Source organism: Pseudoxanthomonas sp. LjRoot127 (assembly GCF_964253495.1).
Taxonomy (GTDB): Bacteria; Pseudomonadota; Gammaproteobacteria; order Xanthomonadales; family Xanthomonadaceae; genus Pseudoxanthomonas_A.
Window position 1 is genome coordinate 2,587,870 of sequence record NZ_CAXUQR020000001.1, and the last position, 19,411, is coordinate 2,607,280.

Consider the following 19,411-nt stretch of genomic DNA (forward strand, 5'->3'; position numbering starts at 1 on the left):
CAGAGGCGCTAGCACCCGGAGAGTACTCACATGGCAAAGAAAGTTGTCGGTTACATCAAGCTGCAGGTGAAGGCCGGTCAGGCCAACCCCTCGCCGCCGGTCGGTCCTGCGCTGGGTCAGCGCGGCCTGAACATCATGGAATTCTGCAAGGCGTTCAACGCCGCCACGCAGAAGCTGGAGCCGGGTCTCCCGATTCCGGTGGTCATCACGGCCTATTCCGACCGCACCTTCACCTTCATCACCAAGACGCCCCCGGCGTCGATCCTGCTGAAGAAGGCCGTCGGCATCACGTCCGGCTCCAAGCGCCCCAACACCGAGAAGGTGGGCAAGGTCACCCGCAAGCAGCTCGAGGACATCGCCAAGGCGAAGGAACCCGACCTGACCGCGGCCGACCTGGACGCAGCGGTGCGCACGATCGCGGGTTCCGCCCGCTCCATGGGCCTGACGGTAGAGGGTTAAGAGATGGCACAGAACAAGCGACAGAAGGCCATCCTGGCCGCCGTGACCCCCGGCAAGGCATACGCCATTGACGAGGCCCTGAAGATCGTCAAGACCGCGGTCAAGTCCAAGTTCGTCGAGTCCGTCGACGTCGCCGTGCGCCTGGGCGTGGATGCCAAGAAGTCGGACCAGCAGGTCCGTGGCTCCACCGTGCTGCCCGCCGGCACCGGCAAGTCGGTCCGCGTGGCGGTGTTCGCCCCGGCCGGCGCCAAGGCTGACGAAGCTGCCGCCGCTGGCGCCGAGGCCGTCGGTATGGACGACCTGGCCGAGAAGATGCTGGCCGGCGACATCAACTACGACGTGGTCATCGCCACGCCGGACGCGATGCGCGTGGTCGGCAAGCTGGGTACGGTCCTGGGCCCGCGCGGCCTGATGCCGAACCCCAAGGTCGGCACCGTGTCGCCGAACCCGGCCGAGGCGGTCAAGAACGCCAAGTCGGGCCAGGTGCGCTACCGCACCGACAAGGCCGGCATCATCCACTGCACCATCGGCAAGGCGAGCTTCGAGGATGAAGCGCTGAAGTCGAACCTGCAGGCGCTGCTGATCGACCTGGTCAAGGCCAAGCCGGCCACCTCCAAGGGCCAGTACCTGCAGAAGATCTCGGTCAGCTCGACCATGGGCCCCGGCGTGACGGTGGACCAGTCTTCGCTGTCCCTGAAGTAATCGCATCACCCCTGTCCCGCGACGCGGGGCAGGGCGCCACAGCATTTTGAGGGCAGTCGCCCAGGCCGGTTTCCGGTGCAAGCGACAGCCGTCAAAGACCGCAGGTGCGGTCAGCGCGTGACGACGACGGGCAGGGAGGCTCGTGTTGGCAGGGAATCGCCGTCGTGACTAGCGGGATCGCTTAATCCACACCCGCAAGGGAGTGCGCCTGCGCAGATGGTGCCGCCTTCTGGAAGTTTTCTGGTGCCGGCCGCAAGGCCGGCCCGTCAGACAGGCCACCGACGGGACCGCAAGTCCCCGGCATCCAGGATGGACGCCGTCCAGGACCGCGAACGGCAGGAGCCGCGAGCGGAGTCAATAAGTGAGGAGTGTATGGCTCTCAATCTGTCCCAGAAGCAAGAAGTAGTCGCCGAACTGGCAGACGTCGCCGCCAAGGCGCACTCCCTGGTCGCTGCCGAATACGCAGGCACCACGGTCACCCAGATGACCGCGATGCGCAAGAAGGCCCGCGAGACCGGTGTGTACTTGAAGGTAGTCAAGAACACGCTGGCCGTGCGCGCCATCGCCGGTACCGAGTTCGAGGTTGTCCAGGACAAGCTCGTCGGTCCGCTGCTGTATGCGTTTTCGACCGAGGAGCCCGGCGCTGCCGGTCGCCTGATCAAGGAGTTCGCCAAGGGCAACGACAAGCTTCAGCCGAAGGTCGTCTCCGTGGGTGGCCAGCTGTATCCGGCCAGCCATGTGGAAGTCCTGGCGTCGCTGCCGACCCGCGACCAGGCGCTGGCCATGTTGGCCCGCGTGCTGGCCGAACCTGCGTCCATGTTCGCCCGCGCCGTCAAGGCCGTGGCCGACCAGCAGGGTGGTGGTGAAGCGCCGGCGGAAGCCGCCGCTGAAGCCCCGGCCGAAGCCTGAGTTCGACGTCTTACGGTTCTACGAACCCTAATCCCAGATAATTTCCAAAGGTAAACACAATGTCCCTTTCCAACGAACAGATCGTCGACGCCATTGCCGGCAAGACCCTGATGGAAGTGATGGAGCTGGTCAAGGCCATCGAAGAGAAGTTCGGCGTCTCCGCCGCCGCCCCGGTCGCCGCTGCTGCGGGCCCGGCCGCCGCTGCCGCCCCGGTCGAAGAGCAGACCGAGTTCACCATCGTCCTGAAGGACGCCGGTGCCAAGAAGGTCGACGTCATCAAGGCCGTGCGCGCCATCACCGGCCTGGGCCTGAAGGAAGCCAAGGACCTCACCGAAGCCGGTGGCGTCCTGAAGGAAGGCATCTCGAAGGACGACGCCGACAAGTTCAAGAAGGAACTCGAAGCCGCTGGTGCGAGCGTCGAAGTCAAGTAAGTCGTATCCGTCGCCCTTTCACCCAGGCGACAACCCGAGGCCGGGGGCGAAAGCCCCTGGCCTTCGGTCGTTTCAAGACGTAGCGATGTAGAAGCGAGTTTGTAGTTGGAAGTAGCGGCAGAAGGCGTGCTGGTGCCGGCAATACCAGCGACTTCCAACTGGAAATTCCCCCGTTCGAAAGAATGTCCCCCGTGTGGTCGCGGACGCGCGCCCCACGCTGCCAGAGGCACAGTCACATGACGACATATTCGTTCACCGAGAAAAAGCGCATCCGCAAGGATTTCGGCAAGCAGCGGTCGATCCTCGAGGTCCCGTTCCTGCTGGCCATCCAGGTCGATTCCTACCGCGAGTTCCTGCAGGAACACACCGATCCCGCGAAGCGCGAGGACCGCGGCCTGCATGCTGCGCTGAAGTCGGTCTTCCCGATCGCCAGCTACAGCGGCAACGCCGCGCTGGAATACGTCGGCTACAAGCTCGGCGAACCTGTGTTCGACGAGCGCGAGTGCCGCAACCGTGGCCTGAGCTACGGCGCCCCGCTGCGCGTGACCGTGCGCCTGGTGATCTACGACCGCGAGTCGTCGACCAAGGCCATCAAGTACGTGAAGGAGCAGGAGGTCTATCTGGGCGAAATTCCGCTCATGACCGACAACGGTACCTTCATCGTCAACGGCACCGAGCGCGTCATCGTCTCGCAGCTGCACCGCTCGCCGGGCGTGTTCTTCGACCACGACCGTGGCAAGACGCACAGCTCGGGCAAGCTGCTGTACAGCGCCCGCATCATTCCTTACCGCGGCTCCTGGCTGGACTTCGAGTTCGACCCGAAGGACGCGCTGTTCACGCGCATCGACCGTCGCCGCAAGCTTCCGGTCTCGATTCTGCTGCGCGCACTGGGCTACTCCAACGAGGAGATGCTCAACGAGTTCTTCGACGTCAACACCTTCCACATCCTGCCGGAAGGCGTGCAGCTGGAGCTGGTCGCCGAGCGCCTGCGCGGCGAGACGCTGAACTTCGACCTGGCCGACGGTGACAAGGTCATCGTGGAAGCCGGCAAGCGCATCACCGCGCGCCACGTGAAGCAGCTGGAGCAGTCGGGCATCGCCGCCCTGGCCGTGCCGGACGAGTACCTGGTGGGCCGCATCCTGTCGCACGACGTGATCGACGCCAACACCGCCGAGCTGCTGGCCGCCGCCAACGACGAGATCACCGACGACCAGCTGGCCAAGTTCCGCAAGGCCGGCGTGGACGCGGTGGGCACGCTGTGGGTCAACGACCTGGATCGTGGTCCGTACCTGTCCAACACGCTGCGCATCGATCCCACCAAGACGCAGCTCGAAGCGCTGGTCGAGATCTACCGCATGATGCGTCCCGGCGAGCCGCCGACCAAGGATGCCGCGCAGAACCTGTTCCACAACCTGTTCTTCACCTTCGAGCGCTACGACCTGTCGAACGTCGGCCGCATGAAGTTCAACCGTCGCGTGGGCCGCAAGGAAACCACCGGCGAAGCCGTGCTGTACGACAAGAAGTATTTCGGCGCGCGCAATGACGAAGAAGCCAAGCGCCTGGTCGCCAGCCTGGGCGAGACCTCGGACATCCTGGACGTCATCAAGGTCCTGACCGAGATCCGCAACGGCCGCGGCACCGTGGACGACATCGACCACCTGGGCAACCGTCGCGTGCGTTCGGTCGGCGAAATGGCCGAGAACGTCTTCCGCGTTGGCCTGGTCCGCGTCGAGCGCGCCGTCAAGGAGCGCCTGTCGATGGCCGAGTCCGAGGGCCTGACCCCGCAGGAACTGATCAACGCCAAGCCGGTGGCCGCGGCGATCAAGGAGTTCTTCGGCTCCTCGCAGTTGTCGCAGTTCATGGACCAGAACAACCCGCTGTCGGAAGTCACGCACAAGCGTCGCGTGTCGGCCCTCGGCCCGGGCGGCCTGACCCGCGAGCGCGCCGGCTTCGAAGTGCGCGACGTGCACCCGACCCACTACGGCCGCGTCTGCACCATCGAGACGCCGGAAGGCCCGAACATCGGCCTGATCAACTCGCTGGCCGTGTACGCACGCACCAACAGCTATGGCTTCCTCGAGACGCCGTACCGCAAGGTCGTGGACGGCACCATCACCGACGAGATCGAATACCTGTCGGCGATCGAAGAGAACGAGTACGTCATCGCGCAGGCCAACGCGCTGCATGACGCCAAGAGCCGCCTGACCGAGCAGTTCGTCCCGTGCCGCTACCAGGGCGAATCGCTGCTGAAGCCGCCGAGCGAAGTCGACTACATGGACGTCTCGCCGATGCAGACCGTGTCGGTCGCCGCAGCGCTGGTGCCGTTCCTGGAGCACGATGACGCCAACCGCGCACTGATGGGCGCCAACATGCAGCGCCAGGCCGTGCCGACGCTGCGTGCGCAGAAGCCGCTGGTCGGTACCGGCATCGAGCGCGCCGTGGCGCGCGACTCGGGCGTGACCGTGAACGCCCGCCGTGGCGGCGTGGTCGAGCAGATCGACGCCGGCCGCATCGTGGTCAAGGTCAACGAAGTCGAGATCTCCGGTGAAACCGATGCCGGCGTCGACATCTATTCGCTGATCAAGTACACGCGCTCCAACCAGAACACCTGCATCAACCAGCGTCCGCTGGTGAACGTGGGCGACGTGGTCGCGCGCGGCGACGTGCTCGCCGACGGTCCCTCGACCGACATCGGCGAGCTGGCGCTGGGCCAGAACATGCTGATCGCGTTCATGCCGTGGAACGGCTACAACTTCGAAGACTCCATCCTGCTCTCCGAGCGCGTGGTGGAAGAGGATCGCTACACCACGATCCACATCGAAGAGCTGACCTGCGTAGCGCGCGACACCAAGCTGGGGCCGGAGGAAATCTCCGCCGACATCCCGAACGTCTCCGAGCAGGCGCTGAACCGCCTCGACGAGAGCGGCGTGGTGTACATCGGCGCCGAAGTGCGCGCCGGCGACATCATGGTCGGCAAGGTGACGCCGAAGGGCGAAAGCCAGCTGACGCCGGAAGAGAAGCTGCTGCGCGCGATCTTCGGCGAGAAGGCCTCGGACGTGAAGGACAGCTCGCTGCGCGTGCCCCCGGGCATGGACGGCACCGTCATCGACGTGCAGGTCTTCACCCGCGACGGCATCGAGAAGGACAAGCGTGCGCGCCAGATCGAGGAAAACGAGATCAAGCGCGTCAAGAAGGACTTCGACGACCAGTTCCGCATCCTGGAAGGCGCCATCTACGCCCGCCTGCGCTCGCAGCTGGTCGGCAAGGTCGCAAACGGTGGCCCGGGTACGCTGAAGAAGGGCGACGCGATCACCGACGCCTACCTCGACGGCTTGAAGAAGTCGGAGTGGTTCACCCTGCGCATGAAGGACGATGACGCGTCCGACGCCATCGAGCGCGCCCAGATGCAGATCCAGGCGCACGAGAAGGAGTTCGAGCGTCGCTTCGCCGACAAGCGCGGCAAGATCACCGCCGGCGACGACCTCGCTCCGGGCGTGCTGAAGATGGTCAAGGTCTACTTGGCCGTGAAGCGCCGCATCCAGCCGGGCGACAAGATGGCCGGCCGCCACGGCAACAAGGGCGTCGTGTCGACCATCGTGCCGGTCGAGGACATGCCGTACATGGCCACCGGCGAGACCGTGGACATCGTGCTGAATCCGCTGGGCGTGCCGTCGCGCATGAACATCGGCCAGGTGCTGGAAGTGCACCTGGGCTGGGCCGCGAAGGGTTTGGGCAAGAAGATCCAGGACATGCTGGACGCCCAGGCCAAGGTGGCCGACCTGCGCAAGTTCCTGACCCAGATCTACAACCACGACCAGAAGCTGGGCGAGGACCGCGTGGACCTGGACCAGTTCAGCGATGCCGAACTGATCGCGCTGGCCAAGAACCTGACCGACGGCGTGCCGATGGCCACCCCGGTGTTCGACGGTGCGGCGGAAACCGAGATCAAGCACATGCTCGAGCTCGCGGACCTGCCGATCAGCGGCCAGACCCAGCTGTACGACGGCCGCACGGGCGAGGCGTTCGATCGCCACACCACGGTCGGCTACATGCACATGCTGAAGCTGAACCACCTGGTGGACGACAAGATGCACGCGCGTTCCACCGGTCCGTACTCGCTCGTCACCCAGCAGCCGCTGGGCGGCAAGGCGCAGTTCGGTGGCCAGCGCTTCGGTGAAATGGAAGTCTGGGCGCTGGAAGCCTACGGCGCGGCGCACACCCTGCAGGAAATGCTGACGGTCAAGTCGGACGACGTGCAGGGCCGCAACCAGATGTACAAGAACATCGTCGATGGCGCCCACGAGATGGTCGCGGGCATGCCGGAATCCTTCAACGTGCTGGTGAAGGAAATCCGCTCGCTCGCCATCAACATGGAACTGGAAGACTGACCGCAAGGGCGCGGCGGCACTGACCTGCCGCCCGCGCCGTTCGTCCCCGGTCAACCCGCCATCGACAAAGCTTCCTCCTGACGGAGAAACAAAATGAAAGACCTGCTCAACCTCTTCAACCAGCAGCGCCAGACGCTGGACTTCGATGCGATCAAGATCGCGCTGGCCTCGCCGGACCTGATCCGCTCGTGGTCCTTCGGCGAAGTGAAGAAGCCGGAAACCATCAACTACCGTACCTTCAAGCCGGAACGCGACGGCCTGTTCTGCTCTGCCATCTTCGGCCCGATCAAGGACTACGAGTGCCTGTGCGGCAAGTACAAGCGCATGAAGCACCGCGGCGTCGTCTGCGAGAAGTGCGGCACGGAAGTGACGCTGGCCAAGGTGCGCCGCGAGCGCATGGGCCACATCGACCTGGCCAGCCCGGTCGCGCACATCTGGTTCCTGAAGTCGCTGCCGTCGCGCATCGGCCTGATGCTGGACATGACGCTGCGCGACATCGAGCGCGTGCTGTACTTCGAAGCCTACGTCGTCACCGAGCCGGGCCTGACCTCGCTCGAGCGCCGCCAGCTGCTGACCGAAGAACAGTTCATGCAGGCGCGCCAGGAGCATGGCGATGACTTCGACGCCGCCATGGGTGCCGAAGCCGTCTACGACCTGCTGCGCACCATCGACCTGCAGGCCGAGATGGTGAACCTGCGCGAGGACATCGCCAGCACCGGTTCGGAAACCAAGCTGAAGCGCCTCACCAAGCGCATCAAGCTGATGGAAGCGTTCCTGGAGTCGGGCAACCGTCCGGAATGGATGGTCATGACCGTGTTGCCGGTGCTGCCGCCGGACCTGCGTCCGCTGGTGCCGCTGGACGGTGGCCGCTTCGCGACCTCCGACCTCAACGACCTGTACCGTCGCGTCATCAACCGCAACAACCGCCTGCGCCGCCTGCTGGAGCTCAACGCTCCGGACATCATCGTGCGCAACGAAAAGCGCATGCTGCAGGAGTCGGTTGACGCCCTGATGGACAACGGCCGTCGCGGCCGCGCCATCACCGGCACCAACAAGCGTCCGCTCAAGTCGCTGGCCGACATGATCAAGGGCAAGCAGGGCCGCTTCCGCCAGAACCTGCTCGGCAAGCGCGTCGACTACTCCGGCCGTTCGGTCATCGTGGTCGGTCCCACCCTGCGCCTGCACGAGTGCGGCCTGCCGAAGAAGATGGCGCTGGAGCTGTTCAAGCCGTTCGTGTTCGCCAAGCTGCAGCGTCGCGGCCTGGCCACCACCATCAAGGCCGCCAAGAAGCTGGTCGAGCGCGAGGAAGCCGACGTCTGGGACATCCTGGAAGAAGTCATCCGCGAGCACCCGGTGCTGCTGAACCGCGCGCCGACGCTGCACCGCCTGGGCATCCAGGCGTTCGAGCCTGTGCTGATCGAAGGCAAGGCCATCCAGCTGCATCCGCTGGTCTGCACCGCGTTCAACGCCGACTTCGACGGTGACCAGATGGCCGTCCACGTGCCGCTATCGCTGGAAGCCCAGCTGGAAGCGCGCGCGCTGATGATGTCGTCCAACAACATCCTGTCGCCCGCCAACGGCGAGCCGATCATCGTGCCGTCGCAGGACGTGGTGCTGGGCCTGTACTACATGACCCGCGCGCTGGAGAACAAGAAGGGCGAGGGCATGGCCTTCGCGAACATCGCCGAGGTCAAGCGCGCCTACGACAACCGCGCCGTCGAGCTGCACGCGAAGGTCAAGGTCCGCATCAGCGGTACCGTGATCGACGAGGAGGGCGGTCGCAGCCAGCAGACCAGCATCGTGGACACCACGATCGGTCGCGCGCTGCTGGCCGAGATCCTGCCGGAAGGCCTGCCGTTCGCCCTGGTAAACACCGAGTTGAACAAGAAGGCCATCAGCCGCCTGATCAACTCCAGCTACCGCATGCTGGGCCTGAAGGACACGGTCGTGTTCGCCGACAAGCTGATGTACACCGGTTTCGCATACGCCACGCGCGCCGGCGTCTCGATCGGCATCGACGACATGCTGATTCCGGCCGAGAAGAAGGGCATCCTGGGCGAAGCCGAGCAGGAAGTGCTGGAAATCCAGGAGCAGTACCAGAGCGGTCTGGTCACCGCCGGCGAGCGCTACAACAAGGTGGTCGACATCTGGTCGCGCACCAACGAGCGCATCGCCAAGGCGATGATGGACACCATCGGTACCGACAAGGTGAAGAACGCCAAGGGCGAGACCATCAACGAAAAGTCGATGAACTCGCTCTACATCATGGCCGACTCCGGTGCCCGTGGTAGCCAGGCGCAGATCCGCCAGCTGGCCGGCATGCGTGGCCTGATGGCCCGTCCCGACGGCTCGATCATCGAGACGCCCATCAAGGCGAACTTCCGTGAAGGCCTGAACGTGCAGGAGTACTTCAACTCCACGCACGGTGCCCGCAAGGGTCTGGCCGATACCGCGCTGAAGACGGCGAACTCCGGTTACCTGACCCGTCGCCTGGTCGACGTGGCGCAGGACGTGGTGATCACCGAGGTCGATTGCGGCACGCAGGAAGGCCTGACCATGACCCCGATCGTGGAAGGCGGCGACGTGGTCGAGCCGCTGCGCGACCGCGTGCTGGGCCGCATCGTGGCCGAGGACGTGTTCCTGCCGGGCAACGACGAAGATCCGATCGTCACCCGCAACACGCTGCTGGACGAAGCCTGGGTGCAGAAGCTGGAAGATGCCGGCGTGCAGTCCCTGAAGGTGCGTTCCACCATCACCTGCGAATCCGAATTCGGCGTCTGCGCACACTGCTACGGCCGCGACTTGGCCCGTGGCCACATCGTCAACATCGGCGAAGCGGTCGGCGTCATCGCCGCGCAGTCGATCGGCGAGCCCGGCACGCAGCTGACCATGCGTACGTTCCACATCGGTGGTGCGGCCTCGCGTGCGGCAGCCGTGGACAACATCACGGTCAAGACCACCGGTTCCATCAAGTTCAACAACCTGAAGTTCGTCGAACACGCGAACGGCAGCCTGGTCGCGGTCTCGCGTTCGGGCGAACTGTCGGTGCTCGATGGCCATGGCCGCGAGCGCGAGCGCTACAAGCTGCCCTACGGCGCCACCATCAACGTCAAGGACGGCGCGCAGATCACCGCCGGCCAAGCCGTGGCGAACTGGGATCCGCACAACCACCCGATCGTGTCGGAAGTGGCCGGCTTCGTGCGCTTCGTGGACTTCGTCGATGGCGTCACCGTCATCGAGAAGACCGACGACCTGACCGGCCTGGCGTCGCGCGAGATCACCGATCCGAAGCGCCGTGGTTCGCAGGGCAAGGACCTGCGTCCGATCGTCCGCATCGTGGATAAGGACGGCAAGGACCTCAGCATCCCCGGGACCGACCTGCCGGCGCAGTACCTGCTGCCGCCGCGCTCGATCGTCAACCTGCAGGACGGCGCTCCCGTCGGCGTGGGCGACGTGGTCACCAAGGTGCCGCAGGAAGCGTCCAAGACCCGCGACATTACCGGTGGTCTGCCGCGCGTGGCCGACCTGTTCGAAGCCCGCAAGCCGAAGGACCCGGCCATTCTGGCCGAGCGCTCCGGCGTCATCAGCTTCGGCAAGGACACCAAGGGCAAGCAGCGCCTGATCATCAAGGACACCGATGGTTCGGAGCACGAGGAGCTGATCCCGAAGTTCCGCCAGATCATCGTGTTCGAAGGCGAGCACGTGGCCAAGGGCGAAACCATCGTGGACGGCGAGCCGAGCCCGCAGGACATCCTGCGCCTGCTGGGCGTCGAACCGCTGGCGGCCTACCTGGTCAAGGAAATCCAGGACGTCTACCGCCTGCAGGGCGTGAAGATCAACGACAAGCACATCGAGGTGATCACCCGCCAGATGCTGCGCAAGGTCGAGATCACCGATGCCGGCAACAGCAAGTTCCTCGCCGGCGAGCAGGTCGAGAAGCAGCGCTTCATCGAAGAGAACGCGAAGCTGCTGGCCCGCAACGAGCTGCCCGCGAAGTACGACCCGGTCCTGCTGGGCATCACCAAGGCCTCGCTGGCGACGGAATCGTTCATCTCCGCGGCCTCGTTCCAGGAGACCACGCGCGTGCTGACCGAGGCGGCCGTCCGCGGCACCCGCGACACGCTGCGCGGCCTGAAGGAAAACGTTATCGTCGGCCGCCTCATCCCGGCGGGTACCGGCCTGGCGTACCACAACCAGCGCCGTCGCAATGCGTCGGGCCTGACCGAGGCGGAAGTGAACGCCCTGTCGGGCGGCGTCGCCGAGGCTGCTTCTGCAGTCGTGACGACCACCACCGACGACGCCGGCGAGGAGTCCAGCGCCAGCTAAACCGTACTACCTGACGGCCTCCAGGCCGTCCCAGACCACGAAAAGAGGCGCAGGAAGCGCCTCGTTTTCGGCCCAGGAAGGGCGGGATCGCAGTCAGTTGGCAGGCACCCACCTCCGTCGCGTTGACGGTCGGGCGGGTTGCCGGCTATACTTTTCCGTCTAGGTGGGCCGTCTTGCGGCCTGCCTTCGTTTTCATGTCAAACAAGGCTCCGGCCTTCACACGAAGAATCCACTATGGCAACCGTCAATCAGCTGGTCCGCAAGCCGCGGCAGGCACCCACGTACAAGAGCCAGTCGCCCGCGCTGGACAACTGCCCGCAGCGTCGCGGCGTGTGCACCCGCGTCTACACGACGACCCCGAAGAAGCCGAACTCGGCGCTTCGCAAGGTCGCCAAGGTGCGCCTGACCAACCAGGAAGAAATCATCAGCTACATCGGCGGTGAAGGTCACAACCTGCAGGAGCACTCCGTGGTGCTCGTGCGCGGCGGCCGCGTCAAGGATCTGCCGGGCGTGCGCTACCACACCGTGCGCGGCTCGCTCGACGCCTCCGGCGTCGCCAAGCGCCGCCAGGGCCGTTCGAAGTACGGCGCCAAGCGTCCCAAGGCTTAAGGAAAAAGAATCATGTCGCGCAAAGGCTCTGCCCCCCAACGTGAAATCCTGCCGGACCCCAAGCACGGCAGCCAGACGATTGCCCGCTTCATCAACATGGTGATGCTGAGCGGCAAGAAGTCGGTCGCCGAAAAGATCGTGTACGGCGCCATGGACGTCATCGGCGAAAAGAACCCCAATGCCCTCGAGCTGGTCGAGAAGGCGTTGGACAACGTCTCGCCGGCTGTCGAAGTGAAGTCGCGCCGCGTCGGCGGCGCCACCTACCAGGTGCCGGTCGAAGTGCGTTCGTCGCGCCGCATGGCGCTGGCGATGCGCTGGCTGATCGAATCCGCGCGCAAGCGCGGCGAGAACACCATGCCGCGCAAGCTGGCTGCCGAACTGCTGGATGCCTCCGAGAACCGCGGCGGCGCCATCAAGAAGCGTGAAGAGACCCACCGCATGGCGGAAGCGAACAAGGCGTTCGCGCACTACCGCTGGTAACGGCCTCGGGGCCCTTGCATGCAGGGGCCTCCGACACCATCTAGGTGTCCCTGGGGCGCAGTTTGGCGCCCCGCCCCGAAGGCCGCCGAAAGGCGGCATTCGGCCATCTGAAGATCCGCCCTCCACGGAAGGCCCTGGCATCCCGCCGGCCCTCCATCAGAAAAGAGAGACTGTCGTGGCTCGCACCACTCCCATCGAGCGTTACCGCAATTTCGGCATCATGGCGCACATCGACGCCGGCAAGACCACCACGTCCGAGCGCATCCTGTTCTACACCGGCGTCAGCCACAAGATCGGTGAAGTGCACGACGGTGCCGCGACCATGGACTGGATGGAGCAGGAGCAGGAGCGCGGCATCACGATCACGTCCGCCGCCACCACGGCGTTCTGGACCGGCATGGACAAGTCCCTGCCGCAGCACCGCTTCAACATCATCGATACCCCCGGCCACGTCGACTTCACCATCGAAGTCGAGCGTTCGCTGCGCGTGCTCGACGGCGCGGTGTTCGTGCTGTGCGCCGTTGGCGGCGTGCAGCCGCAGTCCGAGACCGTGTGGCGCCAGGCCAACAAATACGCCGTGCCGCGTCTTGCGTTCGTCAACAAGATGGACCGTACCGGTGCCGACTTCTTCAAGGTCGTCGACCAGCTGAAGACCCGCCTGGGCGCGTACCCGGTGCCGATGCAGGTGCCGGTCGGCGCCGAAGACGGCTTCGAGGGCGTCATCGACCTGCTGAAGATGAAGTACATCCATTGGGATGTCGCTTCCCAGGGCACCAAGTTCGAGTACCGCGACATTCCCGCCGAGCTGGCTGACAAAGCCGCGACGGATCGCGCCTTCATGGTCGAAGCGGCTGCCGAAGCCAGCGAAGAACTGATGGACAAGTACCTCAACGAGGGCGATCTGTCCGAAGCCGAGATCATCGCCGGCCTGCGCGAGCGCACGCTGAAGGTGGAAGTGATTCCGGTCTACTGCGGCTCCGCGTTCAAGAACAAGGGCGTGCAGGCCATGCTCGACGGCGTGATCCAGCTGCTGCCGTCGCCGACCGATCGTCCGCCGGTCCAGGGCATCGACGAGAACGAGAAGGAAGACAGTCGCAAGGCGGGCGACAACGAGCCGTTCTCGGCGCTGGCGTTCAAGATCATGACGGACCCGTTCGTGGGTTCGCTGACGTTCTTCCGCGTCTACTCGGGCGTGCTGAACTCCGGCGACGCCGTGTACAACCCGGTCAAGTCGAAGAAGGAGCGCGTGGGTCGCATCCTGCAGATGCACTCCAACCAGCGCGACGAGATCAAGGAAGTGCGCGCGGGCGACATCGCCGCAGCGGTCGGCCTGAAGGACGTCACCACCGGCGATACGCTGTGCTCGCTCGACCACATCATCACCCTGGAGCGCATGGTGTTCCCGGAGCCCGTCATCTCGATGGCGGTGGAGCCGAAGACCAAGTCCGACCAGGAGAAGATGGGCCTGGCCCTCGGCCGCCTGGCGCAGGAAGATCCCTCGTTCCGCGTCAAGACGGACGAAGAATCCGGCCAGACGATCATCTCGGGCATGGGCGAGCTGCACCTGGAAATCCTGGTGGACCGCATGAAGCGCGAGTTCAACGTGGAAGCCAACGTCGGCAAGCCGCAGGTGGCGTACCGCGAGACGATCCGCAAGTCGGTCAAGCAGGACGGCAAGTTCGTGCGTCAGTCGGGCGGTCGCGGCCAGTACGGCCACATCGTCATCGAAATGTCGCCGGTCGAGCGCGGTGTGGGCTTCTCGTACGAGAGCGCCATCGTCGGTGGCGTGGTGCCGAAGGAATACGTCGCTGCTGCGGGCAAGGGCATTGAAGACGCCATGAAGAGCGGCCCGCTGGCCGGCTTCCCGGTGGTCGACATCGCCATCAAGGCGGTCGACGGTTCGTTCCATGACGTCGACTCCAATGAAATGGCGTTCAAGGTCGCTGGCTCGATGGCGTTCAAGGAAGCTTTCAGCAAGGCCCAGCCGGTCCTGCTGGAGCCGATGATGAAGGTCGAGATCGTCACCCCGGAAGATTATTTGGGCGACGTGATGGGCGACGTGAGCCGTCGTCGCGGCATCCTGCAGGGCCAGGACGACAGTCCGTCCGGCAAGGTGATCGCTGCGATGGTGCCGCTGGGCGAAATGTTCGGCTACGCCACCACGCTGCGTTCGATGTCGCAGGGTCGCGCGACGTTCTCGATGGAGTTCGACCACTACGCGGAAGCGCCGGCCAATATCGCCGACGCGGTCGTCAAGAAGAACTGAGCAATGGGGCAGGGTGTCGCGGTCGCGTACCCTGCATTCCCGTCACGAATCACGCATAACAAGGTAGAAGACAATGGCAAAGGGTAAGTTCGAACGCACCAAGCCCCACGTTAACGTGGGCACGATTGGTCACGTTGACCACGGCAAGACGACGCTGACGGCGGCGCTGACGAAGATCGGCGCGGAGCGTTTCGGTGGCGAGTTCAAGGCCTATGACGCGATCGACGCGGCGCCGGAAGAGAAGGCGCGCGGCATCACGATCTCCACGGCCCACGTGGAATATGAATCCGCTTCGCGCCACTACGCGCACGTGGATTGCCCGGGCCACGCCGACTACGTGAAGAACATGATCACCGGTGCTGCCCAGATGGACGGCGCGATCCTGGTGTGCTCGGCCGCCGACGGCCCGATGCCGCAGACGCGCGAGCACATCCTGCTGTCGCGCCAGGTGGGCGTGCCGTACATCGTCGTGTTCCTGAACAAGGCCGACATGGTGGACGACGCCGAGCTGCTGGAGCTGGTGGAGATGGAAGTCCGCGAGCTGCTGAGCAAGTACGAGTTCCCGGGCGACGACACCCCGATCATCTCGGGCTCGGCCCGCCTGGCGCTGGAAGGCGACCAGAGCGAGATCGGCGTGCCGGCGATCCTGAAGCTGGTCGATGCGCTGGACACCTGGATCCCGACCCCGGAGCGTGACGTCGACAAGCCGTTCTTGATGCCGGTGGAAGACGTGTTCTCGATCTCGGGCCGCGGCACCGTGGTGACCGGCCGTATCGAGCGCGGCGTGATCAAGGTGGGCGAGGAAATCGAGATCGTCGGTATCCGTCCGACCCAGAAGACCACGGTCACGGGCGTGGAAATGTTCCGCAAGCTGCTGGACCAGGGCCAGGCGGGCGACAACGCCGGTCTGCTGCTGCGCGGCACCAAGCGTGACGACGTTGAGCGTGGCCAGGTGCTGGCCAAGCCGGGTTCGATCACCCCGCACACCGAGTTCGAAGCCGAAGTCTACGTGCTGAGCAAGGACGAAGGCGGCCGTCACACCCCGTTCTTCAAGGGCTACCGTCCGCAGTTCTACTTCCGCACGACCGACATCACCGGTGCGGTGACGCTGCCGGAAGGCGTGGAAATGGTCATGCCGGGCGACAACATCAAGATGGTGGTCACCCTGATCAACCCGGTGGCGATGGACGAAGGCCTGCGTTTCGCGATCCGCGAAGGCGGCCGTACGGTCGGCGCCGGCGTGGTGGCCAAGATCATCAAGTGACGTCCTGATCCGGACGGGCCAGCCCGTCCGGCTTCCTTGGGCCGTCATTCCCGCGCAGGCTGGGATCCAGCGCCTGATGAAGCGACAAGGGCGGACCGGACCTCGGTCCGCCTATTTTTTGCAGAAATCCATTCGTTTCGCGCGATGGATGCTGCAAAACAGCAGAACCTGCGCTATTATGCGCGCCCCTTGAGGGCCTCCTGGCCCGACAGGACTCGCATGATCCGCCAGCGCCCCCTGGGAGGCCGCTGGTTCTACCGCGAAAAGAGGTGCAGGAAGCGCCTCGTGTTCGCCAGACACGGAGTGTCGCGTGCCTTCCTGCCGGCCCTCGGGCCGAGGCGGGGTGCCCCGGTGGTTGACGGGGCCTGTCACGCGTCCTATACTTTCATGTCTGGGCGGGCCGGTTTACCGGCCTGCCTAGTTTTTCAGGAAGATCCCCAGCCGATTCCGGCGCTATCCGACCGTGGAGTCCACGCGGCCGGCGGGGAACTGGAACAGCTTGGACTAACCGGGGCAAGGCATCCCAGAGGCCGCGCCCGTCGCTCTTTAACGAAGGAACACCGTCATGGCGGACCAAAAGATCCGAATCCGGCTCAAGGCGTACGATCATCGTCTGATCGACCGCTCGGCCAGCGAGATCGTCGAGACAGCCAAGCGGACCGGCGCGCAAGTGCGCGGCCCGATCCCGCTGCCGACCAAGATCGAGCGCTACACCATCCTGGTTTCCCCGCACGTCGACAAGGACGCGCGTGACCAGTACGAAACCCGCACGCACAAGCGCGTGCTCGACATCGTCGACCCGAACGACAAGACCGTGGACGCGCTGATGAAGCTCGAACTCGCGGCTGGCGTCGACGTGCAGATCAAGTTGACCTGAGGCCCACGACCATGACCGCGAAGAAATATTCGTTGGGTCTCGTCGGCCGCAAGGCTGGCATGACCCGCGTGTTCACCGAAGATGGCAAGTCCATCCCGGTGACGCTGATCGAAGCAACCCCGAACCGCATCACCCAGATCAAGACCCCGGAAACCGACGGCTACAGCGCCGTGCAGGTTGCCGTCGGTACCCGCCGCGCCTCGCTCGTCACCAAGCCTGTTGCCGGTCACCTGGCCAAGGCCAAGGTCGAAGCCGGCCGCGGCCTCTGGGAACTGCGCGTGGAAGCCGACAAGCTGGGCGACTTCACCGTCGGCGGCGAGATCAAGGCCGACATCTTCGAAGTCGGCCAGATCGTCGACGTCCAGGGTGTCACCAAGGGCAAGGGCTTCCAGGGCACCATCAAGCGCTGGAACTTCCGCATGGGCGACGCCACCCACGGTAACTCGCTGTCGCATCGCGCGCCGGGTTCGCTGGGTCAGCGCCAGACGCCGGGCCGAGTGTTCCCGGGCAAGAAAATGTCCGGCCACATGGGTGCCGTGCAGCAGAGCACGCAGAACCTGGAAGTCGTCCGCGTGGACGCCGAGCGCGGCCTGATCGCCGTTCGCGGCGCCGTGCCGGGTGCGCCGGGTGGTGACGTGATCGTGCGTCCGGCAAGCAAGGGTTGAGGAGAACGACCATGGAACTAGCCATTACAGGTAGCGCCAACAAGCTGTCGGTCTCCGACGACGTGTTCGGCCGTGAATTCAGCGAGGATCTGGTCCACCAGGTCGTCGTTGCCTACCGCAACGCCGGTCGTGCCGGCACCAAGGCGCAGAAGACGCGCGCCGAAGTGAACGGCACCACCAAGAAGTCCAAGAAGCAGAAGGGCGGCGGTGCCCGTCACGGCGCCCTGACCGCGCCGATCTTCGTGGGCGGCGGCGTGACTTTCGCGGCCAAGCCGCGCAGCTTCGCGCAGAAGGTCAACCGCAAGATGTACCGTGCGGCCATCAGCTCGATCCTGTCCGAGCTCAACCGCCAGAACCGCCTGAAGGTCGTGGAAGCGTTCGACGTGGACGCCACCAAGACCAGCGCCCTGGTCGAGAAGCTGAAGGGCTTCGAGCTCGGCAAGCGTCCGCTGATCGTCACCGAAGATGCTTCCGAGCACCTTTACCTGTCCGCCCGCAACCTTCCCTACGTGGAAGTGCGCGACGTGCAGGGTCTGGATCCGGCGGCGCTGGTCGGTGCCGACTCCGTGTTGATCACGGCCGACGCCATCAAGAAGATCGAGGAGTGGCTGGCATGATCAGCAACGAAAAGATTTTTGCCGTGCTGCGTGCTCCGCGCGTCTCCGAAAAGACCGTGCGCCTGCAGGAACTCTCCAATCAATACGTCTTCGAAGTCTCGAACGATGCCACCAAGGCCGATGTGAAGGCCGCGGTCGAGCAGCTGTTCGACGTCAAGGTCGAGACGGTCAACGTGGTCAACGTCAAGGGCAAGAACAAGTCCTTCCGTAACCGCGCCGGCCGCCGCGGCGACTGGCGCAAGGCGTACGTGCGTCTGGCCGACGGCCAGGCCATCGACGTGTCGGCCAAGGCCTGAGGTAGATCCACATGCCATTGATGAAATTCAAACCCACCTCTCCCGGTCGCCGTTCGGCGGTCCGCGTGGTGACGCCCGACCTGCACAAGGGTGCTCCGCATGCTGCGCTGCTCGAGAAGCAGAGCAAGTCCGGCGGTCGCAACCACCACGGTCGCATCACCACCCGTCATATCGGTGGTGGCCACAAGCAGCACTATCGTCTCATCGACTTCAAGCGCGACAAGGAAGGCATCCCCGCGCGCGTGGAGCGGATCGAATACGATCCGAACCGCACCGCGCACATCGCGCTGCTGTGCTACGTCGATGGCGAGCGTCGCTACATCATCGCCCCGAAGGGCCTGAAGGCCGGTGATCAGGTCATCGCCGGCAGCGATGCGCCGATCAAGGCCGGCAACACGCTGCCGCTGCGCAACATCCCGGTCGGTACGACGATCCACGGCATCGAGCTGAAGCCGGGCAAGGGCGCGCAGATCGCCCGCGCCGCCGGCGCCGCCGTGCAGCTGGTCGCTCGCGAGCAGGGGTTCGCCACGCTGCGCCTCCGCTCCGGCGAAATGCGCAAGGTGCAGGTCGAGTGCCGCGCCACGGTGGGCGAAGTCGGCAACGACGAGCACAGCCTGGAGAAGCTCGGCAAGGCCGGTGCCAAGCGCTGGCGCGGTGTCAAGCCGACCGTCCGCGGTGCGGCCATGAACCCCGTCGACCACCCGCACGGTGGTGGTGAGGCCAAGGCCGGCCAGGGCAACCCGCATCCGGTCACCCCGTGGGGTGTCCCGACCAAGGGTTACAAGACGCGCAAGAACAAGCGCACGCAGCAATTCATCGTCCGCGATCGTAGGGGCTAATCGACCATGGCACGTTCACTCAAGAAGGGCCCGTTCGTCGATCACCACCTCGTCAAGAAGGTGGAGGCCGCGGGCGGCAGCAAGAAGCCGATCAAGACCTGGTCGCGCCGTTCGATGATCCTGCCGGAAATGGTGGGCTTCACGATCGCCATCCACAATGGCAAGAACCACGTTCCCGTGCTGGTCAACGAGAACATGGTCGGCCACAAGCTCGGCGAGTTTGCCGTCACCCGTACCTTCAAGGGTCACGGTGGCGACAAGAAAGCCGGCGGCAAGAAGTAAG

16 protein-coding genes are annotated in these 19,411 nt (G+C 64.9%); all 16 read left to right on the forward strand.

Annotated elements, in window-relative coordinates; genetic code table 11:
- Positions 1 to 30 precede the first annotated feature (30 nt).
- The 16 genes from rplK (at position 31) to rpsS (ending at position 19,410) form a co-directional block, all read left to right on the forward strand.
- The gene (rplK, locus tag ACSQ19_RS12000) at positions 31 to 459 is read left to right on the forward strand and encodes a 50S ribosomal protein L11 (protein WP_055945202.1); all 429 of its coding nucleotides are present in this window, start codon (positions 31 to 33) and stop codon (positions 457 to 459) included.
- A 3-nt stretch (positions 460 to 462) separates the two neighbouring features.
- Complete coding sequence (rplA, locus tag ACSQ19_RS12005; protein ID WP_296282928.1) at positions 463 to 1,161, forward strand: 50S ribosomal protein L1; 699 nt, start codon at positions 463 to 465, stop codon at positions 1,159 to 1,161.
- 372 nt (positions 1,162 to 1,533) lie between these two features.
- Positions 1,534 to 2,070 carry a 50S ribosomal protein L10 gene (rplJ, locus tag ACSQ19_RS12010; RefSeq protein WP_296282927.1) on the forward strand — a complete coding sequence of 179 codons (537 nt, stop codon included), beginning with the start codon at positions 1,534 to 1,536 and terminating at the stop codon, positions 2,068 to 2,070.
- A gap of 59 nt (positions 2,071 to 2,129) precedes the next feature.
- Positions 2,130 to 2,501, forward strand: a complete 372-nt coding sequence (gene rplL, locus ACSQ19_RS12015; protein ID WP_296282926.1) for a 50S ribosomal protein L7/L12 — start codon at positions 2,130 to 2,132, stop codon at positions 2,499 to 2,501.
- 236 nt (positions 2,502 to 2,737) lie between these two features.
- A complete protein-coding gene (rpoB, locus tag ACSQ19_RS12020) occupies positions 2,738 to 6,889 on the forward strand; it encodes a DNA-directed RNA polymerase subunit beta (RefSeq protein WP_435997226.1) in 4,152 nt (1,383 codons plus the stop codon).
- A gap of 93 nt (positions 6,890 to 6,982) precedes the next feature.
- A complete protein-coding gene (gene rpoC, locus ACSQ19_RS12025; RefSeq protein WP_435997228.1) occupies positions 6,983 to 11,215 on the forward strand; it encodes a DNA-directed RNA polymerase subunit beta' in 4,233 nt (1,410 codons plus the stop codon).
- 234 nt (positions 11,216 to 11,449) lie between these two features.
- Positions 11,450 to 11,824, forward strand: a complete 375-nt coding sequence (rpsL, locus tag ACSQ19_RS12030) for a 30S ribosomal protein S12 (protein ID WP_055945224.1) — start codon at positions 11,450 to 11,452, stop codon at positions 11,822 to 11,824.
- A gap of 12 nt (positions 11,825 to 11,836) precedes the next feature.
- On the forward strand, positions 11,837 to 12,304 hold the full coding sequence (rpsG, locus tag ACSQ19_RS12035) for a 30S ribosomal protein S7 (RefSeq protein ID WP_055945227.1): 468 nt from the start codon (positions 11,837 to 11,839) through the stop codon (positions 12,302 to 12,304).
- 175 nt (positions 12,305 to 12,479) lie between these two features.
- A complete protein-coding gene (gene fusA, locus ACSQ19_RS12040) occupies positions 12,480 to 14,570 on the forward strand; it encodes an elongation factor G (RefSeq protein WP_192310115.1) in 2,091 nt (696 codons plus the stop codon).
- A gap of 73 nt (positions 14,571 to 14,643) precedes the next feature.
- Positions 14,644 to 15,834 (forward strand): elongation factor Tu, encoded by a 1,191-nt coding sequence (gene tuf, locus ACSQ19_RS12045; RefSeq protein WP_192272445.1) that lies wholly within the window; start codon positions 14,644 to 14,646, stop codon positions 15,832 to 15,834.
- A 565-nt stretch (positions 15,835 to 16,399) separates the two neighbouring features.
- The gene (gene rpsJ, locus ACSQ19_RS12050) at positions 16,400 to 16,711 is read left to right on the forward strand and encodes a 30S ribosomal protein S10 (RefSeq protein ID WP_027070119.1); all 312 of its coding nucleotides are present in this window, start codon (positions 16,400 to 16,402) and stop codon (positions 16,709 to 16,711) included.
- A gap of 11 nt (positions 16,712 to 16,722) precedes the next feature.
- Positions 16,723 to 17,376, forward strand: coding sequence for a 50S ribosomal protein L3 (rplC, locus tag ACSQ19_RS12055; protein WP_245087928.1), 654 nt, complete (start codon positions 16,723 to 16,725; stop codon positions 17,374 to 17,376).
- Between the two features lie 11 nt (positions 17,377 to 17,387).
- Positions 17,388 to 17,993 carry a 50S ribosomal protein L4 gene (rplD, locus tag ACSQ19_RS12060; protein WP_296279009.1) on the forward strand — a complete coding sequence of 202 codons (606 nt, stop codon included), beginning with the start codon at positions 17,388 to 17,390 and terminating at the stop codon, positions 17,991 to 17,993.
- Complete coding sequence (rplW, locus tag ACSQ19_RS12065) at positions 17,990 to 18,289, forward strand: 50S ribosomal protein L23 (protein ID WP_055941273.1); 300 nt, start codon at positions 17,990 to 17,992, stop codon at positions 18,287 to 18,289. The genes rplD and rplW overlap by 4 nt, the downstream gene beginning before the upstream one ends.
- An 11-nt stretch (positions 18,290 to 18,300) precedes the next feature.
- Positions 18,301 to 19,128 carry a 50S ribosomal protein L2 gene (rplB, locus tag ACSQ19_RS12070; protein WP_056878819.1) on the forward strand — a complete coding sequence of 276 codons (828 nt, stop codon included), beginning with the start codon at positions 18,301 to 18,303 and terminating at the stop codon, positions 19,126 to 19,128.
- 6 nt (positions 19,129 to 19,134) lie between these two features.
- Positions 19,135 to 19,410: a 30S ribosomal protein S19 gene (rpsS, locus tag ACSQ19_RS12075; protein ID WP_055941277.1), complete on the forward strand. Its 276-nt coding sequence runs from the start codon at positions 19,135 to 19,137 to the stop codon at positions 19,408 to 19,410.
- Position 19,411: the final 1 nt, after the last annotated feature.